23 protein-coding genes are annotated in these 21,124 nt (G+C 72.9%); 15 read left to right on the top strand and 8 right to left on the bottom strand.

The annotated features are described in order from the left end of the window. Positions 1-25: 25 nt before the first annotated feature. Entirely contained in the window at positions 26-742 is a 717-nt protein-coding gene (locus tag ACFYOJ_RS15255; RefSeq protein WP_356550867.1) for a TetR/AcrR family transcriptional regulator, read from the bottom strand. Positions 743-922: 180 nt separating this feature from the next. Here ACFYOJ_RS15255 and ACFYOJ_RS15250 point away from each other — a divergent pair, with 180 nt between their 5' ends. The 8 genes from ACFYOJ_RS15250 to ACFYOJ_RS15215 all read left to right on the top strand — a co-directional run bounded on the left by ACFYOJ_RS15250 (position 923) and on the right by ACFYOJ_RS15215 (position 9,183). Continuing rightward, the gene (locus ACFYOJ_RS15250) at positions 923-2,527 is read left to right on the top strand and encodes a CocE/NonD family hydrolase (protein WP_356551200.1); all 1,605 of its coding nucleotides are present in this window, start codon (positions 923-925) and stop codon (positions 2,525-2,527) included. Positions 2,528-2,805: 278 nt separating this feature from the next. Then, a complete protein-coding gene (locus ACFYOJ_RS15245; RefSeq protein ID WP_356550868.1) occupies positions 2,806-3,561 on the top strand; it encodes a HipA family kinase in 756 nt (251 codons plus the stop codon). Next, on the top strand, positions 3,558-3,941 hold the full coding sequence (locus ACFYOJ_RS15240) for a DUF3037 domain-containing protein (protein ID WP_356550869.1): 384 nt from the start codon (positions 3,558-3,560) through the stop codon (positions 3,939-3,941). Before ACFYOJ_RS15245 ends, ACFYOJ_RS15240 begins: the two co-directional genes overlap by 4 nt. A gap of 484 nt (positions 3,942-4,425) precedes the next feature. Continuing rightward, entirely contained in the window at positions 4,426-5,187 is a 762-nt protein-coding gene (gene fabG, locus ACFYOJ_RS15235) for a 3-oxoacyl-ACP reductase FabG (protein ID WP_356550871.1), read from the top strand. 23 nt (positions 5,188-5,210) lie between these two features. Beyond that, the gene (locus ACFYOJ_RS15230; RefSeq protein WP_356550872.1) at positions 5,211-5,972 is read left to right on the top strand and encodes an SDR family oxidoreductase; all 762 of its coding nucleotides are present in this window, start codon (positions 5,211-5,213) and stop codon (positions 5,970-5,972) included. 221 nt (positions 5,973-6,193) lie between these two features. Then, positions 6,194-7,777: an ABC transporter substrate-binding protein gene (locus ACFYOJ_RS15225; protein ID WP_356550874.1), complete on the top strand. Its 1,584-nt coding sequence runs from the start codon at positions 6,194-6,196 to the stop codon at positions 7,775-7,777. 93 nt (positions 7,778-7,870) lie between these two features. Further along, positions 7,871-8,554 (top strand): uracil-DNA glycosylase, encoded by a 684-nt coding sequence (gene ung, locus ACFYOJ_RS15220; RefSeq protein WP_356550876.1) that lies wholly within the window; start codon positions 7,871-7,873, stop codon positions 8,552-8,554. Positions 8,555-8,658: 104 nt separating this feature from the next. After that, positions 8,659-9,183, top strand: coding sequence for a hypothetical protein (locus tag ACFYOJ_RS15215; RefSeq protein WP_356550877.1), 525 nt, complete (start codon positions 8,659-8,661; stop codon positions 9,181-9,183). Positions 9,184-9,321: 138 nt separating this feature from the next. Here the strand turns inward: ACFYOJ_RS15215 and ACFYOJ_RS15210 are convergent, their stop codons facing one another. Continuing rightward, a complete protein-coding gene (locus tag ACFYOJ_RS15210) occupies positions 9,322-9,834 on the bottom strand; it encodes a DinB family protein (protein ID WP_356550879.1) in 513 nt (170 codons plus the stop codon). 209 nt (positions 9,835-10,043) lie between these two features. Between ACFYOJ_RS15210 and ACFYOJ_RS15205 the strand changes: the two genes are divergently transcribed. Further along, positions 10,044-10,949: a Gfo/Idh/MocA family oxidoreductase gene (locus ACFYOJ_RS15205; protein ID WP_356551202.1), complete on the top strand. Its 906-nt coding sequence runs from the start codon at positions 10,044-10,046 to the stop codon at positions 10,947-10,949. Here ACFYOJ_RS15205 and lnt read toward each other — a convergent pair. Continuing rightward, positions 10,873-12,447, bottom strand: a complete 1,575-nt coding sequence (gene lnt / locus ACFYOJ_RS15200; protein WP_356550881.1) for an apolipoprotein N-acyltransferase — start codon at positions 12,445-12,447, stop codon at positions 10,873-10,875. The two genes, ACFYOJ_RS15205 and lnt, sit on opposite strands and share 77 nt — an antisense overlap. 151 nt (positions 12,448-12,598) lie before the next feature. Between lnt and ACFYOJ_RS15195 the strand changes: the two genes are divergently transcribed. Both ACFYOJ_RS15195 and ACFYOJ_RS15190 read left to right on the top strand, forming a co-directional pair. Next, positions 12,599-13,201 (top strand): DUF4291 domain-containing protein, encoded by a 603-nt coding sequence (locus tag ACFYOJ_RS15195; protein ID WP_356550882.1) that lies wholly within the window; start codon positions 12,599-12,601, stop codon positions 13,199-13,201. A gap of 55 nt (positions 13,202-13,256) precedes the next feature. Then, complete coding sequence (locus tag ACFYOJ_RS15190) at positions 13,257-13,997, top strand: SDR family oxidoreductase (protein WP_356550884.1); 741 nt, start codon at positions 13,257-13,259, stop codon at positions 13,995-13,997. A gap of 31 nt (positions 13,998-14,028) precedes the next feature. On the opposite strand, the gene ACFYOJ_RS15185 is transcribed toward ACFYOJ_RS15190, so the two are convergent. The 3 genes from ACFYOJ_RS15185 to ACFYOJ_RS15175 form a co-directional block, all read right to left on the bottom strand. Then, positions 14,029-14,208 carry a hypothetical protein gene (locus ACFYOJ_RS15185; protein WP_356550885.1) on the bottom strand — a complete coding sequence of 60 codons (180 nt, stop codon included), beginning with the start codon at positions 14,206-14,208 and terminating at the stop codon, positions 14,029-14,031. Positions 14,209-14,289: 81 nt separating this feature from the next. Further along, positions 14,290-15,165, bottom strand: a complete 876-nt coding sequence (locus ACFYOJ_RS15180) for an undecaprenyl-diphosphate phosphatase (RefSeq protein WP_356550887.1) — start codon at positions 15,163-15,165, stop codon at positions 14,290-14,292. A 146-nt stretch (positions 15,166-15,311) separates the two neighbouring features. Then, on the bottom strand, positions 15,312-16,091 hold the full coding sequence (locus tag ACFYOJ_RS15175; protein ID WP_356550889.1) for a VTT domain-containing protein: 780 nt from the start codon (positions 16,089-16,091) through the stop codon (positions 15,312-15,314). A 102-nt stretch (positions 16,092-16,193) separates the two neighbouring features. On the opposite strand from ACFYOJ_RS15175, the gene ACFYOJ_RS15170 reads away from it, so the two are divergent. Continuing rightward, positions 16,194-17,039 carry a fused MFS/spermidine synthase gene (locus ACFYOJ_RS15170; protein WP_356550890.1) on the top strand — a complete coding sequence of 282 codons (846 nt, stop codon included), beginning with the start codon at positions 16,194-16,196 and terminating at the stop codon, positions 17,037-17,039. Positions 17,040-17,065: 26 nt separating this feature from the next. On the opposite strand, the gene ACFYOJ_RS15165 is transcribed toward ACFYOJ_RS15170, so the two are convergent. Further along, the gene (locus ACFYOJ_RS15165) at positions 17,066-18,100 is read right to left on the bottom strand and encodes a hypothetical protein (RefSeq protein ID WP_356550892.1); all 1,035 of its coding nucleotides are present in this window, start codon (positions 18,098-18,100) and stop codon (positions 17,066-17,068) included. Between the two features lie 226 nt (positions 18,101-18,326). Here ACFYOJ_RS15165 and ACFYOJ_RS15160 point away from each other — a divergent pair, with 226 nt between their 5' ends. After that, positions 18,327-18,764, top strand: coding sequence for a DUF4442 domain-containing protein (locus tag ACFYOJ_RS15160; RefSeq protein WP_356551204.1), 438 nt, complete (start codon positions 18,327-18,329; stop codon positions 18,762-18,764). A gap of 148 nt (positions 18,765-18,912) precedes the next feature. Then, a complete protein-coding gene (locus ACFYOJ_RS15155) occupies positions 18,913-19,554 on the top strand; it encodes a DedA family protein (protein WP_356550894.1) in 642 nt (213 codons plus the stop codon). A 55-nt stretch (positions 19,555-19,609) separates the two neighbouring features. On the opposite strand, the gene ACFYOJ_RS15150 is transcribed toward ACFYOJ_RS15155, so the two are convergent. Further along, positions 19,610-20,137, bottom strand: coding sequence for a gamma carbonic anhydrase family protein (locus tag ACFYOJ_RS15150; RefSeq protein ID WP_356550895.1), 528 nt, complete (start codon positions 20,135-20,137; stop codon positions 19,610-19,612). A gap of 107 nt (positions 20,138-20,244) precedes the next feature. On the opposite strand from ACFYOJ_RS15150, the gene ACFYOJ_RS15145 reads away from it, so the two are divergent. Further along, positions 20,245-21,045, top strand: coding sequence for an acyltransferase (locus ACFYOJ_RS15145; protein ID WP_356550896.1), 801 nt, complete (start codon positions 20,245-20,247; stop codon positions 21,043-21,045). Positions 21,046-21,124: the final 79 nt, after the last annotated feature.

Below are 21,124 nucleotides of genomic sequence, written 5' to 3'. Positions count from 1 at the left end.
CACCGCCGGCCGCGGATGTGTGGCATCAGTCGGTGTCGAGGCCGTCGATCAGACGGTTGAGGAACCGGGTGAAGGTGGCGTCGGGTGTGAGGGGGCGTCCGGGAGCGGAAAGGGCTTCGGCGAGTTCCGGGTGACGGCCGTCGGCGGCGACGGCGGCGAGGTAGCGGGCCTCGGCTGCGGCCCGGTCCGGTGATCGTGAGGCTGCGGCCTGCGCGATCTCATGGGCGACGTGCCCGGCCACGAACGCGGTGATCTGGGCGAAGACCTCCAGTTTCGCCGCACCGTCCAGCCCGGTGGGCCGTAGGACGGCGAGCACGTGTTCCAGGAAGGCCAGCGTGTTGGGGCCCGGAGCGCGGCGGGCGGACAAGGCGGCGGGCAGCCAGGGGTGGCGCAGCATGTGGGCGCGCTGCAGGCGGGCGACGGCCTTCAGGTCGGCACGCCAGTCGCCGCTGGGCGGGTCCGTGACCGTGAGTTCGCCGCTGACGTGGTCGACCATCAGCTCCAGCAGCGTCTCCTTGTCGGGGGCGTAGCTGTAGAGCGACATGACGCCCGCTCCGACCTCGGCGGCGACCCGCCGCATGGTGACCGCGTCGAGTCCTTCCGCGTCCGCCAGAGCGACGGCTGCCGCGGTGATCGCCTCCCGGCTGAAGGAGGGCTTGCGGCCCCTGCGGGGCTCGGCGGGACGCAGCCAGAGCTGTTCGGGATCGACGCTCTCGGCACCGGACTTTCCGTCGCTGGACACGGCTCGCACTCCTTCCCCTGGTCGCCGAGGTGGTTCTTGCCGAGGCCATCCAAGCATCATCTATTCCCGTACACTGTACGAAAATAGAGGAGGGGAACGATGCCATCACGCACGCCCGACGCCGTAGCCGGACCGGCCTGGGCGCCACCCGCCGGAAAGCCTCCGCTTTCCTCACGGATGATGAGGGCGACCTGGCGAGGACTGCCGGCGAGACGGCACGAGGCCGGATGGGAGCCGGGGCTGGTGGTGCCGGCCGCCGACGGCAGCCCGTTGATCACCGACCACTACTTTCCGCGCGCCCAGGGCGACTTCCCCACTCTCATGGTCCGCTCTCCTTACGGCCGGGGCCTGCCGTGGTCACCCCAGTTCGGCCTGCTCTTCGCCGAGCAGGGCTTCCACGTGGTCCTGCAGAGCTGCCGCGGCACCGGAGGTTCGGGCGGTGTGTTCGATCTGTGGCGCAACGAGGCCGCCGACGGCCGGGCCACGGTGTCCTGGCTGCGCGAGCAACCCTGGTTCGACGGAACGCTGGGGACCGTAGGCCCCAGTTACCTGGGCTACGTGCAATGGGCTCTCGCTTCGGACCCACCGCCGGAACTGAAGGCGATGGTGGTGCAAGTAGGGCTGCACGATCCCCACGCTCTGTTCCACGCAGACGGTGCACTGCGCCTGGAGAACGCCCTCGCCGTCGGCGTGGGCATGAACTACCAGCACCAGGGCATGGCACCCTTCCTCAAGGCGACGCTGCGCCTGCAGCGTCGCCTGCGCGACGTCACCACCGCGCAGCCCCTGCGGGGGGCGTACGTGTCGGCCCTGGGGGGCGAACTGCCCTGGCTGGACGACGTGATGACACACCCGGACGCCAAGGACGCCTACTGGCACGGCGCGGCGCCGGCGGCGCCGGTGGAGCGGCTCCGCGTGCCCACGGCTCTGATCACCGGATGGCACGACGTGCTGGCCGACCAGACCTTCGAGCAGTACGACCGGCTGCGCCGGGCCGGATGCGAGACCGCTCTGCTCGTCGGTCCCTGGACCCACACCTCGGCCCTGCAGCAAGGATGGCCCGAGGTGTTCGCCGAGAGCCTCGCATGGCTGCGCGCCCACCTGTACGCCGATCCCTCCGGCCTGCGTCCCACCGCGGTGCGTGTGCACATCGGCGGCGAAGACACCTGGCGGGACCTCGACGACTGGCCCCCGGCCGCGGCCGCCACCTCGTGGTATCCCATCCCTGGAGGGCGTCTCACCAGACAGGAGCCCGCGGACTCCGCACCCGTGGCGGTGTTCCGCTACGACCCGGCCGACCCCACCCCCTCCCTGGGCGGCCCACTGCTCTCCCGCACCGCCGGTCCCCGGAACAACGCCACCCTGGAGGCCCGGGACGACGTCCTGACATTCACCGGTCCACCACTGACCGAGCCCATGGACGTCCTGGGGCCCGTCTCCGCACGGCTGAGCGTCTCCACCGACACCGGGCACGCCGATGTCTTCACCCGCCTGTGCGACGTGGACCCACAAGGCCGCTCCGTGAACATCTGCGACGGGTTCGTCCGACTCCGGACGGCCGGACAGACGCCCTCACAGGTGACCGTGCCGATGAGTTCCACCGCCCACCGTTTCCCCGTCGGACACCGCATACGCTGGCAGATCAGTGGAGGCGCCCACCCGCGCTACGCCCGCAGTCCCGGCACCGGTGAGTCACCGGTGGACGCCACCACCTTCACACCGGTACGCATCACGCTTCACACGGACTCGGCACTGATGCTTCCCGGTACCTCCGAGCTCGTGTGATCCGTCGACCTTCCGGGGGACGGCCGACGAGCCGGGCCGTCCGGCCCGGCTCGCTCCTCGCCGGCGATCACCCTCGGTTACTATGCTCACTTCATGCCGGAAGCTGGCAGCAAGGGGCGCGGCACCATCGACGGTCTGCTTAGGGGAGCGGGGAGGCCGGCTCGCCGACCGAAACTCCCCGGATTCTCCCCAGCGCCGTTGACCGGCGGTTCCTGCCTCCACGCCCCGGAGAAGTAGTCCGTGGATCGCAAGACTGAAGAGACGGGTGGCCCGGGAAAGTGCTGAAAGAGGTCGTCGCGACCCGCTACATCACGCCCCTGCGTGAAGGGGGATCGCTCCCGGGACTCGTCGAGGCCGACGACCTCGGGACCTACGTCCTGAAGTTCGCCGGCGCCGGGCAGGGCCGCAAGACGCTCGTCGCCGAAGTGGTCTGCGGGGAGCTGGCCCGCCGGCTCGGCTTCCGGGTGCCGCGGCTGGTGACGGTCGAGCTCGACCCGGTGCTGGGCCTCGGCGAGCCCGACCAGCAGGTGCAGGAACTCCTCAAGTCCAGCGGCGGCACCAACCTCGGCATGGGCTTCCTGTCCGGCGCGCTCGGCTTCGACCCCCTGGCCTTCGAGGTGAGCCCCGAGGAGGCCGGGCGGATCGTCTGGTTCGACGCGCTCGTCAACAACGTCGACCGGTCCTGGCGCAACCCCAACCTGCTGCGGTGGCGCGGCGAGGTGTGGCTGGTCGACCACGGCGCCACCATGATCTGGCACCACAACTGGCCCGGTGCCGAAGCCTCGGCCGCCCGCCCCTACGACGCCCGCGACCACGCCCTCGCACCGTTCGCGCCGGACGTCCGCGCCGCCGCCGACGCGCTCGCGCCCCTGGTCACCGAGGACCTCCTCGCCGAGGTCACCGCCGAGATCCCGGACGTCTGGCTGACGGACGAGCCCGGCTTCGCGACCCCCGACGACCTGCGGCGGGCCTACGCCCGGCCGCTTCTCGCGCGCGCCGCCACGATCCACGACCGTATCGAGGAGGCGCGGTGAACGACCGACACGTCTACGAGTACGCCCTGCTGCGCGTCGTGCCGCGCATCGAGCGCGGGGAGTGCGTCAACGCGGGGGTGCTCGTGTACTGCCGGGCCGCGTCCTACGTCGGCGCCCGCACCCACCTCGACGAGACCCGTCTGCTCGCCCTCGACCCGCACGCCGACCTGCCCGGCGTGCGTGCCGCGCTGCGCGCCGTCGAGGGCGTGTGCGCCGGCGGGGAGGCGGCGGGCCAGGCGGCGTCCGACGACCCCGGCCGCCGCTTCCGCTGGCTGATCGCCCCCCGCTCCACCATCGTCCAGCCGGGCCCCGTGCACACCGGCCTCACGGCCGACCCGGAGGCGGAGACGGAACGGCTCCTCGAACTCCTGGTGCGCTAGGGCCTCCGGGTGTCGCAGCCCGGAAGGCCGGGCGCGGGGACGCGACCGCCGAGGCCCCGCGCGGCAGGGCGCCCGCGGGGTGCCTCGGCGGACGGGCGCGGATGCCGCACCGGTCTCCTGCCCGCGCGGGACCGGTCGGCGGCACGCCGGAAACGGCCCCGCGGCCGCGCCAGCGGCTCCGGTGCGACGACGTACGGGACGTACGGACGGCCTCCCCCGCCCCCGAACGGCTCGCGCCCCGCTGCCGGGCGCAGGGTGCCGGGCGGATCTGCCGGGCGGGCCCGCGACGCCGGGCCGCCCGAGGAGCCCGGACCCGGTGCGCACCGGAGAGCCCGGGAATGGATCACACCGGCCGGTGTCCCGTTGACACCGGGTGCCAGGGCTTCTAGCGTCACGTCTGCGGAAGGTACTAAGCGGTCGCTCACCCAAGGGCGTGCCGAGGGGCCCCGCACGGGCCGCATCCCCAGGACGAGGAGAAGCAGCAATGTCCACCAACGAGCAGCGGGTCGCCGTCGTCACCGGAGCCGCGCGCGGCATCGGCGCCGCCACGGCCGTACGTCTGGCCGCCGAAGGCCGTGCCGTCGCCGTCATCGACCTCGACGAGGCCGCCTGCAAGGACACCGTCGAGAAGATCACCGCGGCCGGCGGCAGGGCCATCGCGGTGGGCTGCGACGTCTCCGACGAGGCACAGGTCGAGGCGGCCGTCGCGCGGATCGCCGAGGAGCTGGGCGCGCCCACGATCCTCGTCAACAACGCCGGTGTCCTGCGCGACAACCTGCTGTTCAAGATGAGCGTCTCCGACTGGGACACCGTCATGAACGTGCACCTGCGCGGCGCCTTCCTCATGTCGAAGGCCTGCCAGAAGCACATGGTGGACGCCGGTTTCGGCCGCATCGTCAACCTGTCCTCCTCCTCGGCGCTCGGCAACCGCGGCCAGGTCAACTACTCCGCCGCCAAGGCCGGTCTGCAGGGTTTCACCAAGACCCTCGCCAAGGAGCTCGGCAAGTTCGGCGTCACCGCCAACGCCGTCGCCCCCGGCTTCATCGCCACCGAGATGACCAAGGCCACCGCCGACCGCGTCGGCATGGGCTTCGACGACTTCAAGGCCGCCGCCGCCACCCAGATCCCGGTGCAGCGCGTCGGCGAGCCCGAGGACATCGCCAACGCGATCGCCTTCTTCACCGGCGAGGCCGCGGGATTCGTCTCCGGCCAGGTGCTGTACGTGGCCGGCGGACCGCTCGACTAGGGCAAGGACCAGGGAAAACGGACATGACTGAACTCCCCGCACTCTCCGGCAGGGTCGCCCTCGTCACGGGCGCCAGCCGCGGCATCGGCTACGGCGTCGCCGAGGCGTTCGTCGCGCGCGGCGACCGCGTCTGCATCACCGGCCGCAACGAGGACGCCCTCAAGGAGGCCGTCGAGAAGCTCGGCGCCGACCGTGTCATCGGTGTCGCCGGCAAGGCGCACGACGAGGAGCACCAGGCCGCCGCCGTCGAGCGCACGATGGCGGCCTTCGGCCGCGTCGACCACCTGGTCAACAACGCGGGCACCAACCCGGTGTTCGGGCCGATCGCGGACCTGGACCTGAACGTCGCGCGGAAGGTCTTCGAGACGAACGTGATCTCGGCGCTGGGCTTCGCGCAGCGCACCTGGCACGCCTGGCAGAAGGACAACGGCGGCACGGTCGTCAACATCGCCTCCGTCGCGGGCATCGCGCCCTCGCCCTTCATCGCCGCGTACGGCGTCAGCAAGGCCGCGCTGATCAACCTGACCGCCCAGCTGGCCCACGAGTTCGCGCCGAAGGTGCGGGTCAACGCCATCGCCCCGGCGGTGGTGAAGACCAAGTTCGCCGCCGCCCTGTACGAGGGCCGCGAGGAGGAGGCCGCGGCGGGCTACCCGCTGGGCCGGCTCGGGGTCCCCTCCGACATCGGCGGCGCCGCCGCGTTCCTCACCTCGGAGCAGTCCGCGTGGGTCACCGGCCAGACCCTGGTGGTCGACGGCGGCGTCTTCCTGAACGCCGGCGTGGCCTGAGGCGCCACGCGCGCGCATCCCGGCACGGCTCACGCACGCCCTTCGCGGCACGGGCGCCACGGACGACCGTGGCGCCCGTGCCGCATTCCAAGATCATCGGGGTCATGACAACGTAGTCATTCCAGAAATGATCAAAACCCCTGTTCACAAGGGGGTTCAGAGGGGCGGGTGCTGCGATATGGTCTGCCGACTTTCGGTGCGGCGGATCGAGGAGCGTGCGCGTGTTCAACCGGAACCGATGCCTGCGGAGGGTCGCGGCCATCGCGTCCACGGCTTCACTGGTCACCGGATGCGGCGTCCTGTCCGGCGACGCGAAGGACGAGGGTCCCATCGTCGTCGGGACGACCAGCGCGCCCAGCACACTGGATCCGGCCGCCTCCTGGGACGGCTCCTGGGAGCTGTTCCGCAACACCCACCAGACGCTGCTCGGTTACCCCTACGGCGCGACGACGCCCCAGCCGGACGCCGCCGAGGAGTGCGCGTTCACCGACACGGCGAATCAGGTGTACCGCTGCGAGCTGCGGGCCGGCCTGACCTTCTCCGACGGGGACCCCCTGGACGCGCGGGCGGTCAAGCACTCGATCGACCGGATCAGGAAGATCGGCGTCAACGGCGGCCCCGCCGGCCTGCTCGGCAGTCTCGACCGCGTCCAGACGCCCAGCGAGCGCGAGGTGGTCTTCCACCTCGACAAGCCCGACGCCACCTTCCCGTTCGTGCTCGCCACCCCGGCGATGTCCATCGTCGACCCCGAGGACTACCCGGCCGACGCGCTGCGCGAGGACGGCAAGGTCACCGGCTCGGGCCCGTACGAACTCCGGTCGTACGAGGAGGGCGAACGGGCCGAACTCGTCCGCAACGAGCGGTACCGGGGCTTCGCGGAGCACCACAACGACGCGGTGACCATCCGCTACTTCAAGGACTCCGCCGGCATGGTGAAGGCCCTGCGCGACCGGCAGATCCAGGTCACCTACCGCGGGCTGGCGGCCGACGACGTCATCACGCTGCAGGGCAGGGCCGCCAAGGAGGAGAACCTCCAGCTGGTCGAGGGCGCCGGTGCGGAGATCAGCTACCTGGTCTTCAACCCGCAGGACCCGTGGGCGGGCCGCAAGGCCGTCCGCCGGGCCGTCGCCCAGGTGATCGACCGGACGCTGATCGCGCACCAGGTCCACCAGGACACCGTCGAACCGCTGTACTCCATGGTCCCCGCGGGGCTGACGGGCCACACCACGGCGTACTTCGACCACTACGGCGACCCCAGCGTCTCCAAGGCCCGCAAGATCCTCTCCGAGGCCGGCATCACCGAGCCGGTGCCGCTCACCCTCTGGTACACCACCGACCGCTACGGGTCCGAGACCGAGGCCGAGTTCAAGGAGCTCAAGCGCCAGCTGGACGACTCCGGCCTGTTCACGGTCACCCTCGAGAGCCGCCCCTGGAAGACGTATGTCGAGGGCTACCAGAAGGGCGAGTACCCGGTGTTCGGCCGCGGCTGGTCCCCCGACTTCCCGGACGCCGAGAACTTCATCGCCCCGTTCGTCGGCGACCGGAACGCCCTGGGCACGCCCTACCCCGCCCCCGAGATCACCGGGGAACTGCTGCCCCGGTCGCGTCGTCAGAGCGACCGCGCAGGCGTCGTCGAGGACTTCGAACGGGCCCAGCAGATACTCGTCGACGACGCGCGGCTGCTGCCGCTGTGGCAGGGCAAGCAGTACGTCGCCGCGAGCGACGAGATCGCGGGCGTGGAACGGGTGCTGGACCCCTCGACGATCATGACGATGTGGCAGCTGTCCCGCAAGACCAGCTGGTAGAAGGCCGCTTTCCGCGCCCCGGAGGGCGACTGTCAGTGGTCGGCGGTAGTTTCTGAGGACTGGAAGCGACCGTACGGCCTTAAGGAAGTTGACGTGACCGACATCGCCATGCTGCCCGAGTCCTGGCGCGAGGTGCTGGGCGGCGAACTGCAGAAGCCCTACTTCAAGGAGCTGGTGGAGTTCGTCGAGGAGGAGCGGGCGAACGGCCCCGTCTACCCTCCGCGCGAGGAGGTCTTCGCGGCCCTGGAGGCCACGCCGTACGACCAGGTGAAGGTGCTGATCCTCGGCCAGGACCCGTACCACGGCGAGGGCCAGGGGCACGGGCTGTGCTTCTCGGTGCGGCCCGGCGTGCGGATCCCGCCCTCCCTGCGCAACATCTACAAGGAACTGCACGCCGACCTGGGCACCCCGATCCCGGACAACGGCTACCTCATGCCGTGGGCGAAGCAGGGCGTCCTGCTGCTCAACGCGGTGCTCACGGTCCGGGCCGGCGAGGCCAACTCGCACAAGTCCCGCGGCTGGGAGATCTTCACGGACGCCGTGATCCGCGCGGTGGCCGACCGTCCCGACCCGGCGGTGTTCGTGCTGTGGGGCAACTACGCGCAGAAGAAGCTGCCGCTGATCGACGAGACGCGGCACGCGGTGGTCAAGGGCGCGCACCCCTCGCCGCTGTCGGCGAAGAAGTTCTTCGGCTCCCGCCCCTTCACCCAGATCAACGAGGCGGTCGCCCGGCAGGGCCACGCGCCGATCGACTGGACCATCCCGGACCTGGGCTGACCGACGTGCCGCCCTCCGTGCGCGCCACGCGGCCGCCTGACCGGGAACGCCGGTGCCTGCGGTTAGCGTCGTCGGGGACAGCCGACGAGGGCACGGAGGACGCGGTGGCCGAGGGACAGGAGCAGACGGCGCGGGACACCGTGCCGACGCGTATCGGGCAGACCGTCATGCTGTATCACGCGGGCGACCGGGAGGAGGCCCGCCACCGCTTCCTCGGCCTGTGGGCGGAGATCGGCGAGCACGGCGACCCGCTGCACCGCTGCACCCTGGCCCACTACCTGGCCGACACCCAGGACGACCCGGGGGACGAGCTGGCGTGGGACCTGAGGGCGCTGTCGGCCGCCGAGGAGCTCGCACGGGACCGTGCCGCCGAGCGGCACGAGGGGACGTCGGCGGCGCGCGCCCTGTATCCCTCGCTGCACCTGAATCTGGCCGTCGACTACGACAGGCTCGGCCGCCGCGAGGCCGCCCGGGTGCACCTGCGCAGGGCCCGCGGCGCGGCCGTGGCCCTGGCCGACGACCGGTACGGCGAGAGGGTGCGCGCGGCGATCCGCCGCCTCGGGGCACGGCTCGGCGACGACGGCCCCACCGCGGACGACCGGTGGGGCCCGCCCCGGCAGAGGCCGTAGCCACGACGGGCCGCCGCGGCCCGGGTTCTGCGGGCCGCGGCGGGGGCCGGGCCCGTTCGCGGTGCCGGACGGGCGGAGGATGCCCCGCACGAGTGATCCCCGGCCCGTGCGCAGACCCCGCGCCCGCCGCGGCCGGCGTCAGTCGCCGGTGGAGCCGTCGAGGCACTCGCGGAGCAGATCGGCGTGACCGTTGTGCCGTGCGTACTCCTCGACCATGTGCGTGTGGATCCAGCGCAGGGTGAACCGCTCACCGGTGCGCCGGTGCTTGCCGCGGGACACCTCGTCGAGCCGGAAGCCGGCCGCGATGCGCCGGGCCGCCTCGATCTCGGCCTGCCACGTGGCGTACGCCTCCTGCCAGGTGTCCGCCTCGGTCAGGTGGAACTCGCCGTCCGGGTCCTGGTCGTCGTAGTAGATCGGCCCGCAGTCCTCGTCCGCCAGTACCCTGCGGTACCAGCTCCGTTCGACCTCGGCCATGTGCCGCACCAGCCCCATCAGGGACAGTTCGGAGGGGGCCACGGCGGCGGTCCGCAGCTGGGCGTCGGTCAGGCCCTCGCACTTCCACGCGAGGGTCTGCCGGTGGTAGTCGAGCCAGCCCTCCACCATGGTGCGTTCGTCGGCGTCGTTCGCGGGTTCGCGGCGTTCGGTCGTCATCCCCGCATCCTGTCCCACTCGCGCGCGGCCCACCAGGTGTTTCCCGGCCCCGTCACCGGCGCGACAACGCGACCGGCGCGCCGTCCCGGACGGACCCGCGCCGTTCCCGCGCGGCCTCGCCGGCCGGCCGCCCCCGCGGGCGCCGTATGCTTCCCGGCGGACCCGGGCCGGTGGACGGCAGGGCGGTGGACGACGGAGGGGAACACCACGTGAAGGTCGGCTGCATCGGACTCGGCGACATCGCGCAGAAGGCCTACCTGCCGGTGCTCGGCGCCCTGCCCGGCGTGGAACTGCACCTGCAGACCCGCACCCCCGCGACCCTCACCCGCGTCGCCGACGGCCTGCGCGTCCCCGAGGGGCAGCGCCACGCCGGCCTCGACTCCCTGCTCGCCCAGGACCTCGACGCCGCCTTCGTGCACGCGCCGACGGCCGTCCACCCCGAGATCGTGACGAGGCTGCTGGACGCCGGTGTGCCGACCTACGTCGACAAGCCGCTCGCCTACGAACTCGCCGACTCCGCCCGCCTGGTGGAACTCGCCGAGCGGCGCGGCACGAGTCTCGCCGTCGGCTTCAACCGGCGCCACGCCCCCGGGTACGCGCAGTGCGCCGAGCACCCGCGCGAGCTGATCCTCCTGCAGAAGAACCGCACGGGGCTCCCGGAGGAGCCGCGCACGATGATCCTCGACGACTTCATCCACGTCGTCGACACCCTGCGCTTCCTGGCGCCCGGCCCGGTCGACGACGTCACCGTGCGCGCCCGCGTCCGGAACGGCCTGCTCCACCACGTCGTGCTCCAGCTCGCCGGGGACGGCTTCACCGCGCTCGGCGTCATGAACCGGCTCAGCGGCTCGGCCGAGGAGATCCTCGAGGTCTCCGGCCAGGACACCAAGCGCCAGGTGGTCAATCTCGCCGAGGTGATCGACCACAAGGGCCGGCCGACGCTGCAGCGGCGCGGCGACTGGGTGCCGGTGGCCCGCCAGCGCGGCATCGAACAGGCGGTCCTCGCCTTCCTCGACGCCGTGCGCGCGGGCACGGTGCTCAGTGCCCGGGACGCGCTGGAGACCCATGAGCTGTGCGAGCGGGTGGTACGCGAGGTGCTGGAGACCGCCGCCTGAGCCGCAGCGTCCGTACGCCCTCGCCGACGGCCCAGGCGGCCAGGACCAGCAGCGCCCCGCGCACCGCCCAGTCGCCGTGGCGGACGTAGGCCGTGGTGCCGTGCGCGAGCGGGACCTCGTAGACCCGGGCGGCGCTCGCGTCGGTGCCGAGCCAGGAGCCGACCCGCCTGCCGTTTGCGTCGTGGACGGCGGAGACGCCGGTCAGCGTGGCGTGCACCATCGGGCGGCCGGTCTCCGCGGCGCGCAGCGCGGCGAGCGAGGCGTGCTGCTCCGGCGCCCAGGTGTCCTGGAACGTGGACGTCGACGACTGGGCGAGCAGCACCCCGGCGCCGTCGGCGGCCAGACGCCGGCTCATGTCGGGGAAGGCGCTCTCGAAGCACACCATCGGCCCGATCCGCAGCCCGTGGCCCACGTCCATCACGACCTGGTGCGAGCCGCGCCTGCGGTCCTCGCCCGCCGCCTTGCCGACGGAGGTGGCCCAGCCGAGCAGGGACCGCGCCGGGACATACTCGCCGAAGGGCACCAGCCGCATCTTGTCGTACCGGTCGCCGGTCGGGCCGTCCGGGCCGACGAGCACCGAACTCTTGAAGATGCCGGGCTTGTCCGAGCGCCGCGCGTCGACGTTGACCAGCAGATCGGCGCCGGTCTCGCGGGACAGCGCGGTCAGCCGGTCCGCCAGGTCCGGCCGGTCGTCCAGGTCGAAGCCGACGCTGCTCTCGCCCCAGACGACCAGGTCGACGCCCCGGCCCGCCAGGCCGCGGGTCAGCCGCTCCTCGCGGTCGAAACGCCGGTCGGCGCTGTCGCGTCCGGCCACGACACCGGGCTGCACCACGGCGATCGAGACCCGCTCGCCCGCCACGGGGCGCGGCGACCACACCCAGGCGGCGGACACGGCGGCGGCAGCGGCGACGAGCCCGGCCACGGCGGCCACCCGGGCCCGGCGCACGGCGACCAGGAGGGCGACGGCCGCGTTGACGGCCACCACCAGGAAACTCAGCAGCCACACGCCGCCGACCGAGGCGAGCCGCAGCGCCGGGGCGACCTCCCACTGACTCGCGCCGATCATGCCCCAGGGACCGCCGAGCCCCTGCCAGGACCGCACCAGCTCCACGGCCAGCCACCCCGACGGCAGCACCACGAGCGCCGCGGCCGCCCTGCCCGCCGACGGGACCCCTCCCAGCATCCGCCGCACCAGCCAGCCCCACGGCGCCCACAACGCGCCGAGCAGCGCGGCGATCACGAAGGTGAACACGTGCAGGCTGGGCAGCAGCCAGTGGTGCATGGCCAGCATGAAACCGAACCCCGCGCACCAGCCGTCGTACGCGGCCCGCCTGCCCGTCGGCGCGCTCCGTGCCAGCAGCAGCCAGGGGACCAGCGCCACCCAGGCCCACCACCACAGCGACGGGGCGGGAAAGGCGAGGACGGGCGACGCGCCGGCGAGCACGGCGACGGCCGAGCGCCGCCAGGGCGAGGTGATCCAGCGGCCGAGCGTCTCCATGGGCGGCTCCCTACCCCGTGCTGCCTTCAGTGTGCGCTCTCGACGCGGATCCGTTCAGTGGATCACACAGGCGGCCGCCCGCATGGGCAGGCGCCGCCCCGGGGCGATATTCGGTGGCGCGGCACGGACCCGGACACCGATCGTGTCCGGCATGGATGATCAGCGAGAACCCCGATTCCGCGTCCGCGCCCGCCACACCGGCTCCACGGTCACCGTCTACCAGGCCTACCGTCCGGAGATCGGCCGCGCGGCGGCCCGAGAGGGCCGCTTCCCGCCGTCCTGGAAACGCGACCGCATGACCTGGATCAAGCCGTCATTCCTGTGGATGATGTACCGCTGCGGATGGGGCACGAAGGAGGACCAGGAGACGGTCCTCGCCGTCGAGATCGACCGGGAGGGCTTCGTCTGGGCGCTGCGCAACGCCTGCCTGTCCCACTACGTCCCCGAACTGCACGGTGACAGGGAGAGCTGGCGGCGGCAGCTGCGGCGGGCGCCCGCGCGCGTGCAGTGGGACCCCGAACGGGACCTGCGCCTCGCCCCGCTGCCCCACCGGTCGTTGCAGCTGGGCCTGGCGGGGGAGGCGGCGGCACGGTACGCCGACGAATGGATCGTGGGCATCGAGGACGTGACACCGCTCGCCGCCAGGATCCACGCACTGGTCCGGGCCGGCCGGACCGAAGAGGCCGCCGGGCTGCTGCCCGAGGAACGGCCCCTCCTCCTGGAGGACGGCGCCCTCGCACATCTGGGCGGATGAGCGATCCGCACCTAGGATGATCGATGATCGATCAATTTCTGTGCAGGAGGTTCTCATGACACGTCCCGTCACGGTGGTCACGGGGGGCAGCCGGGGAATCGGCGCCGCGACCTGTCTGCGTCTCGCGGCCGACGGACACGACGTCGCCGTCGGCTACCTCCGGGACGAGACGGCCGCCCGGGCGGTGGTGGCCGGGGTGCGGGAGGCGGGCGGCCGCGCCGTCGCCGTACAAGGGGACACGTCGGTCGAGGCCGACGTCGAGCGGCTCTTCGGGACGGCGGAGCAGCGGCTCGGGCCGGTGAGCGGCCTGGTGAACAACGCGGCGGTGACCGGCCCGCTGGGGCGCCTCGCCGACAGCGACACCGCCGACCTGCGCCGGGTCCTCGACGTCAACCTGCTCGGCACGCTGCTGTGCGCCCGCCGCGCCGCCCGGTCGATGACCGCGCGGGGCAGCGGCGTGATCGTCAACGTGTCCTCGGCTGCCGCGACCCTCGGCAGTCCTGGGGAGTACGTCCACTACGCGGCCGCCAAGGCGGGCGTCGACGCCCTGACCGTGGGCCTGGCCAAGGAGCTCGGCCCGCAGGGCGTCCGCGTCAACGCCGTCGCGCCCGGCGTCACCGACACCGAGATGCACGCCGCCATGGGCGACCCCGGGCGGGCCCGGCGGATGGGGGCGGCCGTACCGCTGGGCCGCGCGGGCCGGGCCGAGGAGATCGCCGCGGCGATCTCCTGGCTGATGTCGCCCGACGCCTCCTACACCACGGGGACGGTGCTGCGGGTGGCGGGAGGGCGCTGAGCCCGGCCGGGGTGGGCCGCACCCGGCGCCCTCAGGCGGCCTCGATGATCTCGCAGCGGATCGCGGCGGCCCACTCGACGACCAGCAACTCGTACTCCACGCGCTCCTGGGCCGACAGGGATCCGCCGGCCCGCCGCCACAGGGCACGGATCTGGTCGTTCAGCTCCGCGGCGGAACGCACGGAACCAGGGGTCACGGAATCGGGGGACATGCGGGCAAGCCTAGGGGCAGGCACTGACACTGCGCTACCGGTCGGCTACGCAGGCATATGCCGTCCGTCGCGGGTCCCGGCTCAGCCCGCGGACTCCGCGGCGTGCGGGCTGAGGACACCGGCCGTGACCAGGACGATGATGAGGACGCCGAGCGCGATGCGGTACCAGACGAACGGCATGAAGCTCTTGGTCGAGATGTACTTCATGAACCAGGCGATGACCGCGTACCCGGTACCGAAGGCGATGGCCGTCGCGAACAGCGTCGGACCCCACGAGACGTGGTCGTTCTCCATCGCGTCGTTCAGCTCGAACAGTCCGGAGGCGAGCACCGCCGGGATCGCGAGCAGGAACGAGTACCGTGCCGCTGCCTCGCGCCGGTACCCCATGAAGAGGCCGCCGCTGATGGTCGCGCCGGAGCGGGACACGCCCGGGATGAGGGCCATCGCCTGGCACAGGCCGTAGATCAGGCCGTCCCGGACGCCGAGGTCGTTCAGCTCCTTGCGCCGCTGGGGCGCGCGGTGCCGGCCGCCCTTCTCGTCGCGCGCGGCCATCCGGTCCGCGATGCCGATGATCACACCGACGCCGATGAGCATGGTCGCGGTGATCCGCAGGTCGCGGAACGGCCCCTCGATCTGGTCCTTCAGCGTCAGACCGAGCACACCGATCGGGATCGAGCCGACGATCACCAGCCAGCCCATGCGCGCGTCGGGATCGTGGCGCATCGCCTTGTCCGTGAACGAGCGGGTCCAGGCCACGAGGATGCGTCCGATGTCCTTGCGGAAGTAGATGAGTACGGCCGCCTCCGTGCCGATCTGCGTGATCGCCGTGAAGGCCGCGCCCGGGTCGTGCCAGCCGGAGAACGCCGCGGTGAGCCGGAGGTGCGCGCTGGAGGACACGGGGAGGAACTCGGTCAGCCCCTGGACGAGTCCGAGGATGAGTGATTCGAACCAAGACATGAAGTTACGGAGTCCAAGCGCCGATCGAGGGACGGTCGATGGACACGCCGGTCCGCCGACTGCGGTGATCGGGACCGGGCGTGTCGAGGGGCAGCGTAGCGCCCCGAAATGAAAACCGGGCGACAGGGGGACGGGGCGGCCCGGCGTCAGCGCCCGCGCAGCCGGTGGCGTCTGCGCCAGGCCACCACCGCGCCCGCCAGGCCCGGCAGGGCGATGCAGGCCAGGGCGATCAGGAAGGCCGGGGACGTCGGCGTCGAGGCGCGGGCGCCGGCGACGGCGTAGGCGGCGGTGTTGGGGATCGAGCCCAGCCCCGTCGCCAGCAGGAAGGGCAGCAGGCCCATGCGGGAGACGGCGGCACAGTAGTTGGCGGCGGCGAACGGCACCCCGGGGAACAGCCGCGCGGCCAGCATCGAGCGGAAGCCGTGCCGGCTCAGCTGCCCGTCCGCGGCCTTCAGCCACTTGCCCCGCAGCAGCGGGCGCAGCGCCTCCTGGCCCAGCACCCGGCCGAGACAGAAGGCGACACCGGCACCGAGCACGGTGCCCGCCAGCGAGGAGGCGAGACCCAGCTGCCAGCCGAACAGGGCGCCGGCGGCCAGGTTCAGCAGCGGCCGCGGCACGAAGGCGACGGTGCACAGCCCGTACGCCACGGCGTACGCGAGTGCCGCCGCGGCACCGCCGAGCTGAGGCGGCCAGCCGTTCGTCAGCAACCGCTGCGGCTGGAACAGCAGGACCGCCGTCGCGGCCGACGCGAGCAGGGCCACGAGGAGGGAGAAACGGGACCACGGGGAGAGCAGGACTCTCGTCACGCGGCCGGCGGGACCGGCCGGGGCGGCCGGACCGGCGGCCGTGGCGACGGCGAGCTCCGTCGCGGCGGTCCGGGGAGAGACCGTGACGGTGCCCCCAGAGCGGGTGGTGGCATCGAACATCCGGCGACACTAACCGACCTGTGTGTGTGATCGCCGTACGGTGCGTCTCAGGAACGTCACAGACCCGGGAACCGGAAGGCGGGCCCCGGGCACAATGGAGCGGTGAACGAGTCCGTCCCCGTCAGCCGCGTCACCGACCACGGCACCGCCAAGCTCATGCCCGACGTCGACCGGCCGCGGGCGTGGCTGCTCACCGTCGACGGGGCACCGCAGTCGTACGTCGATCTGGACGAGCCGGCGCACCTGGAGTTCGAGTACACGCGCCGGGTCGGCCATGTCCTGGACGTCGTCGCCGAGCCGGGGCGCGCGCTGGACGTGCTGCACCTGGGCGGGGGCGCGTTGACGCTGCCCCGGTACCTGGCCGCGACCCGGCCGGGCTCGCGGCAGGACGTCGTGGAGGCGGACCGGGGGCTGCTGGACCTGGTCGCCGGACACCTGCCGCTGCCGGAGGGCGCGGGTGTCACCGCGCACGCCGCCGACGCCCGCGCCTGGCTGGAGAACGCCCCCGCCGGTTCGGCCGACGTGCTGATCGCCGACGTCTTCGGCGGTTCCCGCGTCCCCGCGCACCTGGCCTCGGCCGGCTACGCCCGCGAGGCGGCACGGGTCCTGCGCGCCGACGGTGTGTACGTGGCGAACCTCGCCGACGCGGCGCCGTTCGCCTTCCTGCGCTCGCAACTCGCCGGGTTCGCCACGCTCTTCGAGGAGCTGGCGCTCGTCGCCGAGCCGGGGGTGCTGCGCGGACGCCGCTTCGGCAACGCCGTCCTCGTGGCCGCGCACCGGCCCGTCGACACGGCGGCGCTGGCCAGGCGCACCGCCGCCGACACCTTCCCGGCCCGGGTGGTGCACGGGGCCGCCCTGCGGGACTTCATCGGCGACGCGCGGCCGGTGCGGGACGAGGACGCCCTGCCGTCGCCGGAGCCGCCCGCCGGCGCGTTCGGCATCGGCTGAGCGGCGGGACGGCCGCGCCGGCGGTCTCAGCCCGTCGGCGGCTCCTCGGTCAGGCGCACGGTGCTGAGGATCTTCTGGACCGTCGCCTCCGGGATCTCCTCCTTGACACCCTTGGCGCCGTAGAGGTTCCAGGTGACGAAGTCGCCCGCGCCGTTCTTGAACGCGAAGGTGATCGCCTTGCCCTCGGTGTCGCACTTCCCCTTCTGCGGGGTGCCCTCCGAGTGCGCCGTGACGACGCTGCCCGCCAGGCCGGACGCCGTGGTGTACGGCTTGGGCTTGCCGGCCTTGACGCTCTTCATGTCCGGCTGGGTGTAGCCGCCGTAGATCCACCACGGCACCCGGGTCTCGGCCGCCATGTCGGTGTCCTTCGCGCCGTCCTCGCCGCGGCTGCCCGCGGTGACGAGCGCGGTGCGCTCCTTGCGCCCGTCCTTGTCCGTGTCGTCGGTGCACCACTCGGACTTGAGGTAGGCGGGGGCGGTGACGCTGGTGCGCTGCAGCTTCCCGTCCTCCTCCCACTCGAAGCCGACGCTCATGTCGGTGGTGTCGATCTCCCAGTCGGCGGGCACGTCGAACAGGGTGCCGAAGCGCGGGTTGGCGACGACCTTCCAGCCCTCGACGGTCGGTTTCAATTCGCCGCCGCCGCGCGGGTTGTCGTCGGTGCCGGTCGGGCTCGGTGCCGGGGGCTCGGAGGTGCCGGTGGAGGTGCTCGCGGTCGGCTTCCCGCCCTTGCCGTCGGCCGTGTCCTCCTTGTCACCGCCCAGGACCAGGAATCCGGTGACGCCGGCGGCCACCACGACGGCGATCGCCGCGACGATCGCGACCAGCTTGGTCCGGTTCCCGCCACCGCCACCGCCACCGCCACCACTGCCGACGACGACCGTCGCCGGCTGCGGGGCGCCGGGCGGCTGCGCGGCCCCCCACTGCTGCTGCCCGTACGGGCCCGGCTGCTGCTGGTAGCCGGGCTGCTGGTACGGATTCGGCTGCTGGTACCCCGGCTGCTGGTACGGGTTGTTCTGCTGCGGGTTCTGCTCGCCCCCGGGCGGCTGCTGTCCTGGCCACATGAGCAGTCACCCTAGTGCGGCCGAGGACACGTTTCGGTCACCGGGCCTTGTCAGGGACGTACCGAAACCGGCCCCGCCCGGCGTGCCGCGAACGACCGTGCGCAGGTCCGGCAGGCGGCCGGGGGTGTGAACTCCCGGACAGCGCACGCGGTTCTCCGGACCGGGCGAAGAGCTCCTGGCCCCATCTGCTACTCACGGGTAACCTTCGGCCATGAGCGCAGATCAGATGTCGACGGGCGAGCTGCTCGCCGCCACGGTGCCGATGGTCCGGACCCTGAACCTCGAGTACCTGGAGACCACCCCCGAGAAGGCGGTGCTGGCCCTGCCGGACCAGCCCGAGTACCACAACCACGTCGGCGGGCCGCACGCCGGAGCGATGTTCACCCTGGGCGAGTCGGCCAGCGGGGCGATCGTGCTGGCCGCCTTCGGCGACCAGCTCCCGCGCGCCGTGCCGCTGCTCGTCACCGCCGAGATCGCGTTCAGGAAGCTCGCCCTGGGCCCGGTCACCGCCACCGCCACCCTCGGCCGTCCGGTCGCCGACGTCGTCGCGGAACTGGACGAGGGCAAGCGCCCCGAGTTCCCGGTGAGCGTCGCCATCCGGCGCGAGGACGGCGCGGTCACCGGGGAGATGACGGTCGTCTGGACCCTGCGGCCCAACGGCTGACCCGGGCGGCCGGACCGGGGCGGGACGGCCGCCCCCCGGGCACGCCCGCGCGGACCGGTAGGCTTCCCGGGTACGCCTTTGCAAAGGCGTACCCGGGAAGCGGCGGGATCCACCGCCACGCCGGGGACGCGAATCGGAGGATGCGGCGTTGCACGTCCAGGAGTGGCTCGATACGGTGCCCGCGGCGGCCGTCTACGCCGTGGTCGGACTGGTCATCGGTCTGGAGAGTCTGGGCATCCCGCTGCCCGGCGAGATCATCCTGGTCTCGGCGGCCCTGCTGTCCTCCCGGCACGGCGGCGTCGACCCGGTGATCCTCGGCGCCTGTGCCAGTGCGGGCGCGGTGATCGGCGACTCCCTCGGGTACGCCGTCGGCCGCAAGGGCGGCCGGCCCCTGCTGGCCTGGCTGGGAGGGAAGTTCCCCGGGCACTTCGGCGAGGGGCACATCGCCACCGCCGAGCGGTCCTTCGGGAAGTGGGGCATGTGGGCCGTGTTCTTCGGCCGCTTCGTCGCCCTGCTGCGCATCTTCGCGGGACCGCTGGCCGGCGTGCTGCGGATGCCGTACTGGAAGTTCCTGATCGCGAACGTCCTCGGTGCCGTCGTCTGGGCGGGCGGCACCACCGCCGTCATCTTCTACGTCGGCGTCGTCGCCGAGTCCTGGCTCAAGCGCTTCTCGTGGCTGGGCCTGGTCGCCGCCGTCCTCGTCGGCGTCGCCTCGATGCTCGTCGTCAAGCGCAGGGCGGGCCGGTCCGGCCAGGCGCCGGAAGCCCAGCAGGCGGCCGCGGCGGAGTAGGGCGCGCCCCGGCCGGGCAGACCCGGCCGGGCGGCCGGGCACGGCCCTCGGCGGCTCACCCGTGGATCCGGGCGTGCTCCACGGCCAGCGCCGCGTACATCGTGCCGTTCAGCGTGACGCCCTGCCGCTCCTCCTCGGTCAGCTCCCGCTTCACCTTCGCCGGCACGCCCGCGACCAGGGAACCCGGCGGTACCCGCATGCCCTGCGGGACCAGCGCCTGCGCGGCCACCAGGGAACCGGCGCCGATCACCGCGCCGTTGAGCACCGTGGCGCCCATCCCGATCAGGCAGTCGTCCTCGACGGTCGCCCCGTGCACGACCGCGTTGTGCCCGATCGAGACCCGCTCGCCGACCGTGACGGGGAAGCCGGGATCGGCGTGGAGCGTGCAGTTGTCCTGGACGTTGCTGTCCGCGCCGACGGTGATCCGCTCGACGTCGCCCCGCAGCACCGCCCCGTACCAGACACTGGCACCCGCGTGCAGCGTCACATCGCCGACGACCGAGGACGTCGGCGCCACGAAGGCCCCCGCGTCCACGGCCGGCTCCTTGCCGCCGATGCCCTTGATCAGCGCCTTCTGCGTCATCTTCGCCTCCTGGTCGGGTGTCGCAGGGCACGGTACGCCACCCGGTGGGGTGAAGATCACAGGACCGCGGCGTCCGCGGCGCACCGCGCGCTGAGTACCGTGAGCGGGTGCCGAAGCGCAAGAACACGTTCTCCTCCTGGCCCAGCCGTCTCGCGCAGCGCGCCGTCCACGCGGGCTGGGCCTGGGTCCAGCGCACCGGCTCCGTCACCGCCGCCCGCCCCGGACGCTTCCGCTTCGGCGCGCTCGGCACGGGCACCCGGCTCGCCTTCCCGCTCGGCACGGTCTTCGGCGAACCCTGGATCCACCTCGGGGCCCACTGCATCATCGGCGAGCAGGTCACCCTGACCGCCGGACTCATGCCCGACCTCGACCTCGGCCCGGACCCCATCCTGCGCATCGGCGACGGTGTCGTCCTCGGCCGCGGCAGCCACGTCATCGCCGACACGACCGTCAGCATCGGCAACGACTGCTACTTCGGCCCATACGCATACGTCACCTCCACCAACCACTCCTACGACGACCCGCACCAGCCCATCGGCAAGCAGTGGCCGCGCATGGAGCCCGTGGAGATCGGCCCGGGCTGCTGGATCGGCACCGGCGCGGTGATCCTGCCCGGGGCGCGGATCGGCCGGAACGCGGTGGTCGCCGCCGGTGCCGTGGTCCGGGGCACGGTCCCCGACCACGCCGTGGTGGCGGGCGCGCCCGCCCGCGTCGTACGGCGCTGGACGCCGGAGGAGGGCTGGCAGCCGCCGATGCGGACCCCCGCCCCGGTGCCGGTGCCCGACGGGGTCACGCCGGAACAGCTGCGGGCGCTGTCACGGCTGGACGAGGAGACGGTGGCCCGCCTGGCCGAGGCGGAGGCCCCGGACGCCGCCGGGGAACCGGCGGAAACCGCCGTGGAGAGGTGAGTGCCGGGCCCGCCCGGCAGGCGGCCGCTCGTCTGCTGAGACGACCGGCCGTGAGGCGTACGGCAGTTGTTAGCGTGCG

The sequence above is a fragment of the Streptomyces sp. NPDC006384 genome, from assembly GCF_042870695.1.
In the GTDB taxonomy this organism is placed as follows: domain Bacteria; phylum Actinomycetota; class Actinomycetes; order Streptomycetales; family Streptomycetaceae; genus Streptomyces.
The sequence above is the reverse complement of the archived record's forward strand: the minus strand, read 5'-3'. Positions and strand labels throughout refer to the sequence as shown.

Bases quoted from the DNA above. Each gene is read 5' to 3' on its own strand.
- ACFYOJ_RS15210 (WP_356550879.1), bottom strand. From the start codon at position 9,834: ATGACGACCGAACGCCGCGAACCCGCGAACGACGCCGACGAACGCACC.
- ACFYOJ_RS15195 (WP_356550882.1), top strand. From the start codon at position 12,599: ATGGATGATCAGCGAGAACCCCGATTCCGCGTCCGCGCCCGCCACACC.
- ACFYOJ_RS15185 (WP_356550885.1), bottom strand. From the start codon at position 14,208: ATGTCCCCCGATTCCGTGACCCCTGGTTCCGTGCGTTCCGCCGCGGAG.
- ACFYOJ_RS15230 (WP_356550872.1), top strand. From the start codon at position 5,211: ATGACTGAACTCCCCGCACTCTCCGGCAGGGTCGCCCTCGTCACGGGC.
- ACFYOJ_RS15180 (WP_356550887.1), bottom strand. From the start codon at position 15,165: ATGTCTTGGTTCGAATCACTCATCCTCGGACTCGTCCAGGGGCTGACC.
- ACFYOJ_RS15175 (WP_356550889.1), bottom strand. From the start codon at position 16,091: ATGTTCGATGCCACCACCCGCTCTGGGGGCACCGTCACGGTCTCTCCC.
- fabG (WP_356550871.1), top strand. From the start codon at position 4,426: ATGTCCACCAACGAGCAGCGGGTCGCCGTCGTCACCGGAGCCGCGCGC.
- ACFYOJ_RS15190 (WP_356550884.1), top strand. From the start codon at position 13,257: ATGACACGTCCCGTCACGGTGGTCACGGGGGGCAGCCGGGGAATCGGC.
- lnt (WP_356550881.1), bottom strand. From the start codon at position 12,447: ATGGAGACGCTCGGCCGCTGGATCACCTCGCCCTGGCGGCGCTCGGCC.
- ACFYOJ_RS15165 (WP_356550892.1), bottom strand. From the start codon at position 18,100: ATGTGGCCAGGACAGCAGCCGCCCGGGGGCGAGCAGAACCCGCAGCAG.
- ACFYOJ_RS15150 (WP_356550895.1), bottom strand. From the start codon at position 20,137: ATGACGCAGAAGGCGCTGATCAAGGGCATCGGCGGCAAGGAGCCGGCC.
- ACFYOJ_RS15250 (WP_356551200.1), top strand. From the start codon at position 923: ATGAGGGCGACCTGGCGAGGACTGCCGGCGAGACGGCACGAGGCCGGA.
- ACFYOJ_RS15160 (WP_356551204.1), top strand. From the start codon at position 18,327: ATGTCGACGGGCGAGCTGCTCGCCGCCACGGTGCCGATGGTCCGGACC.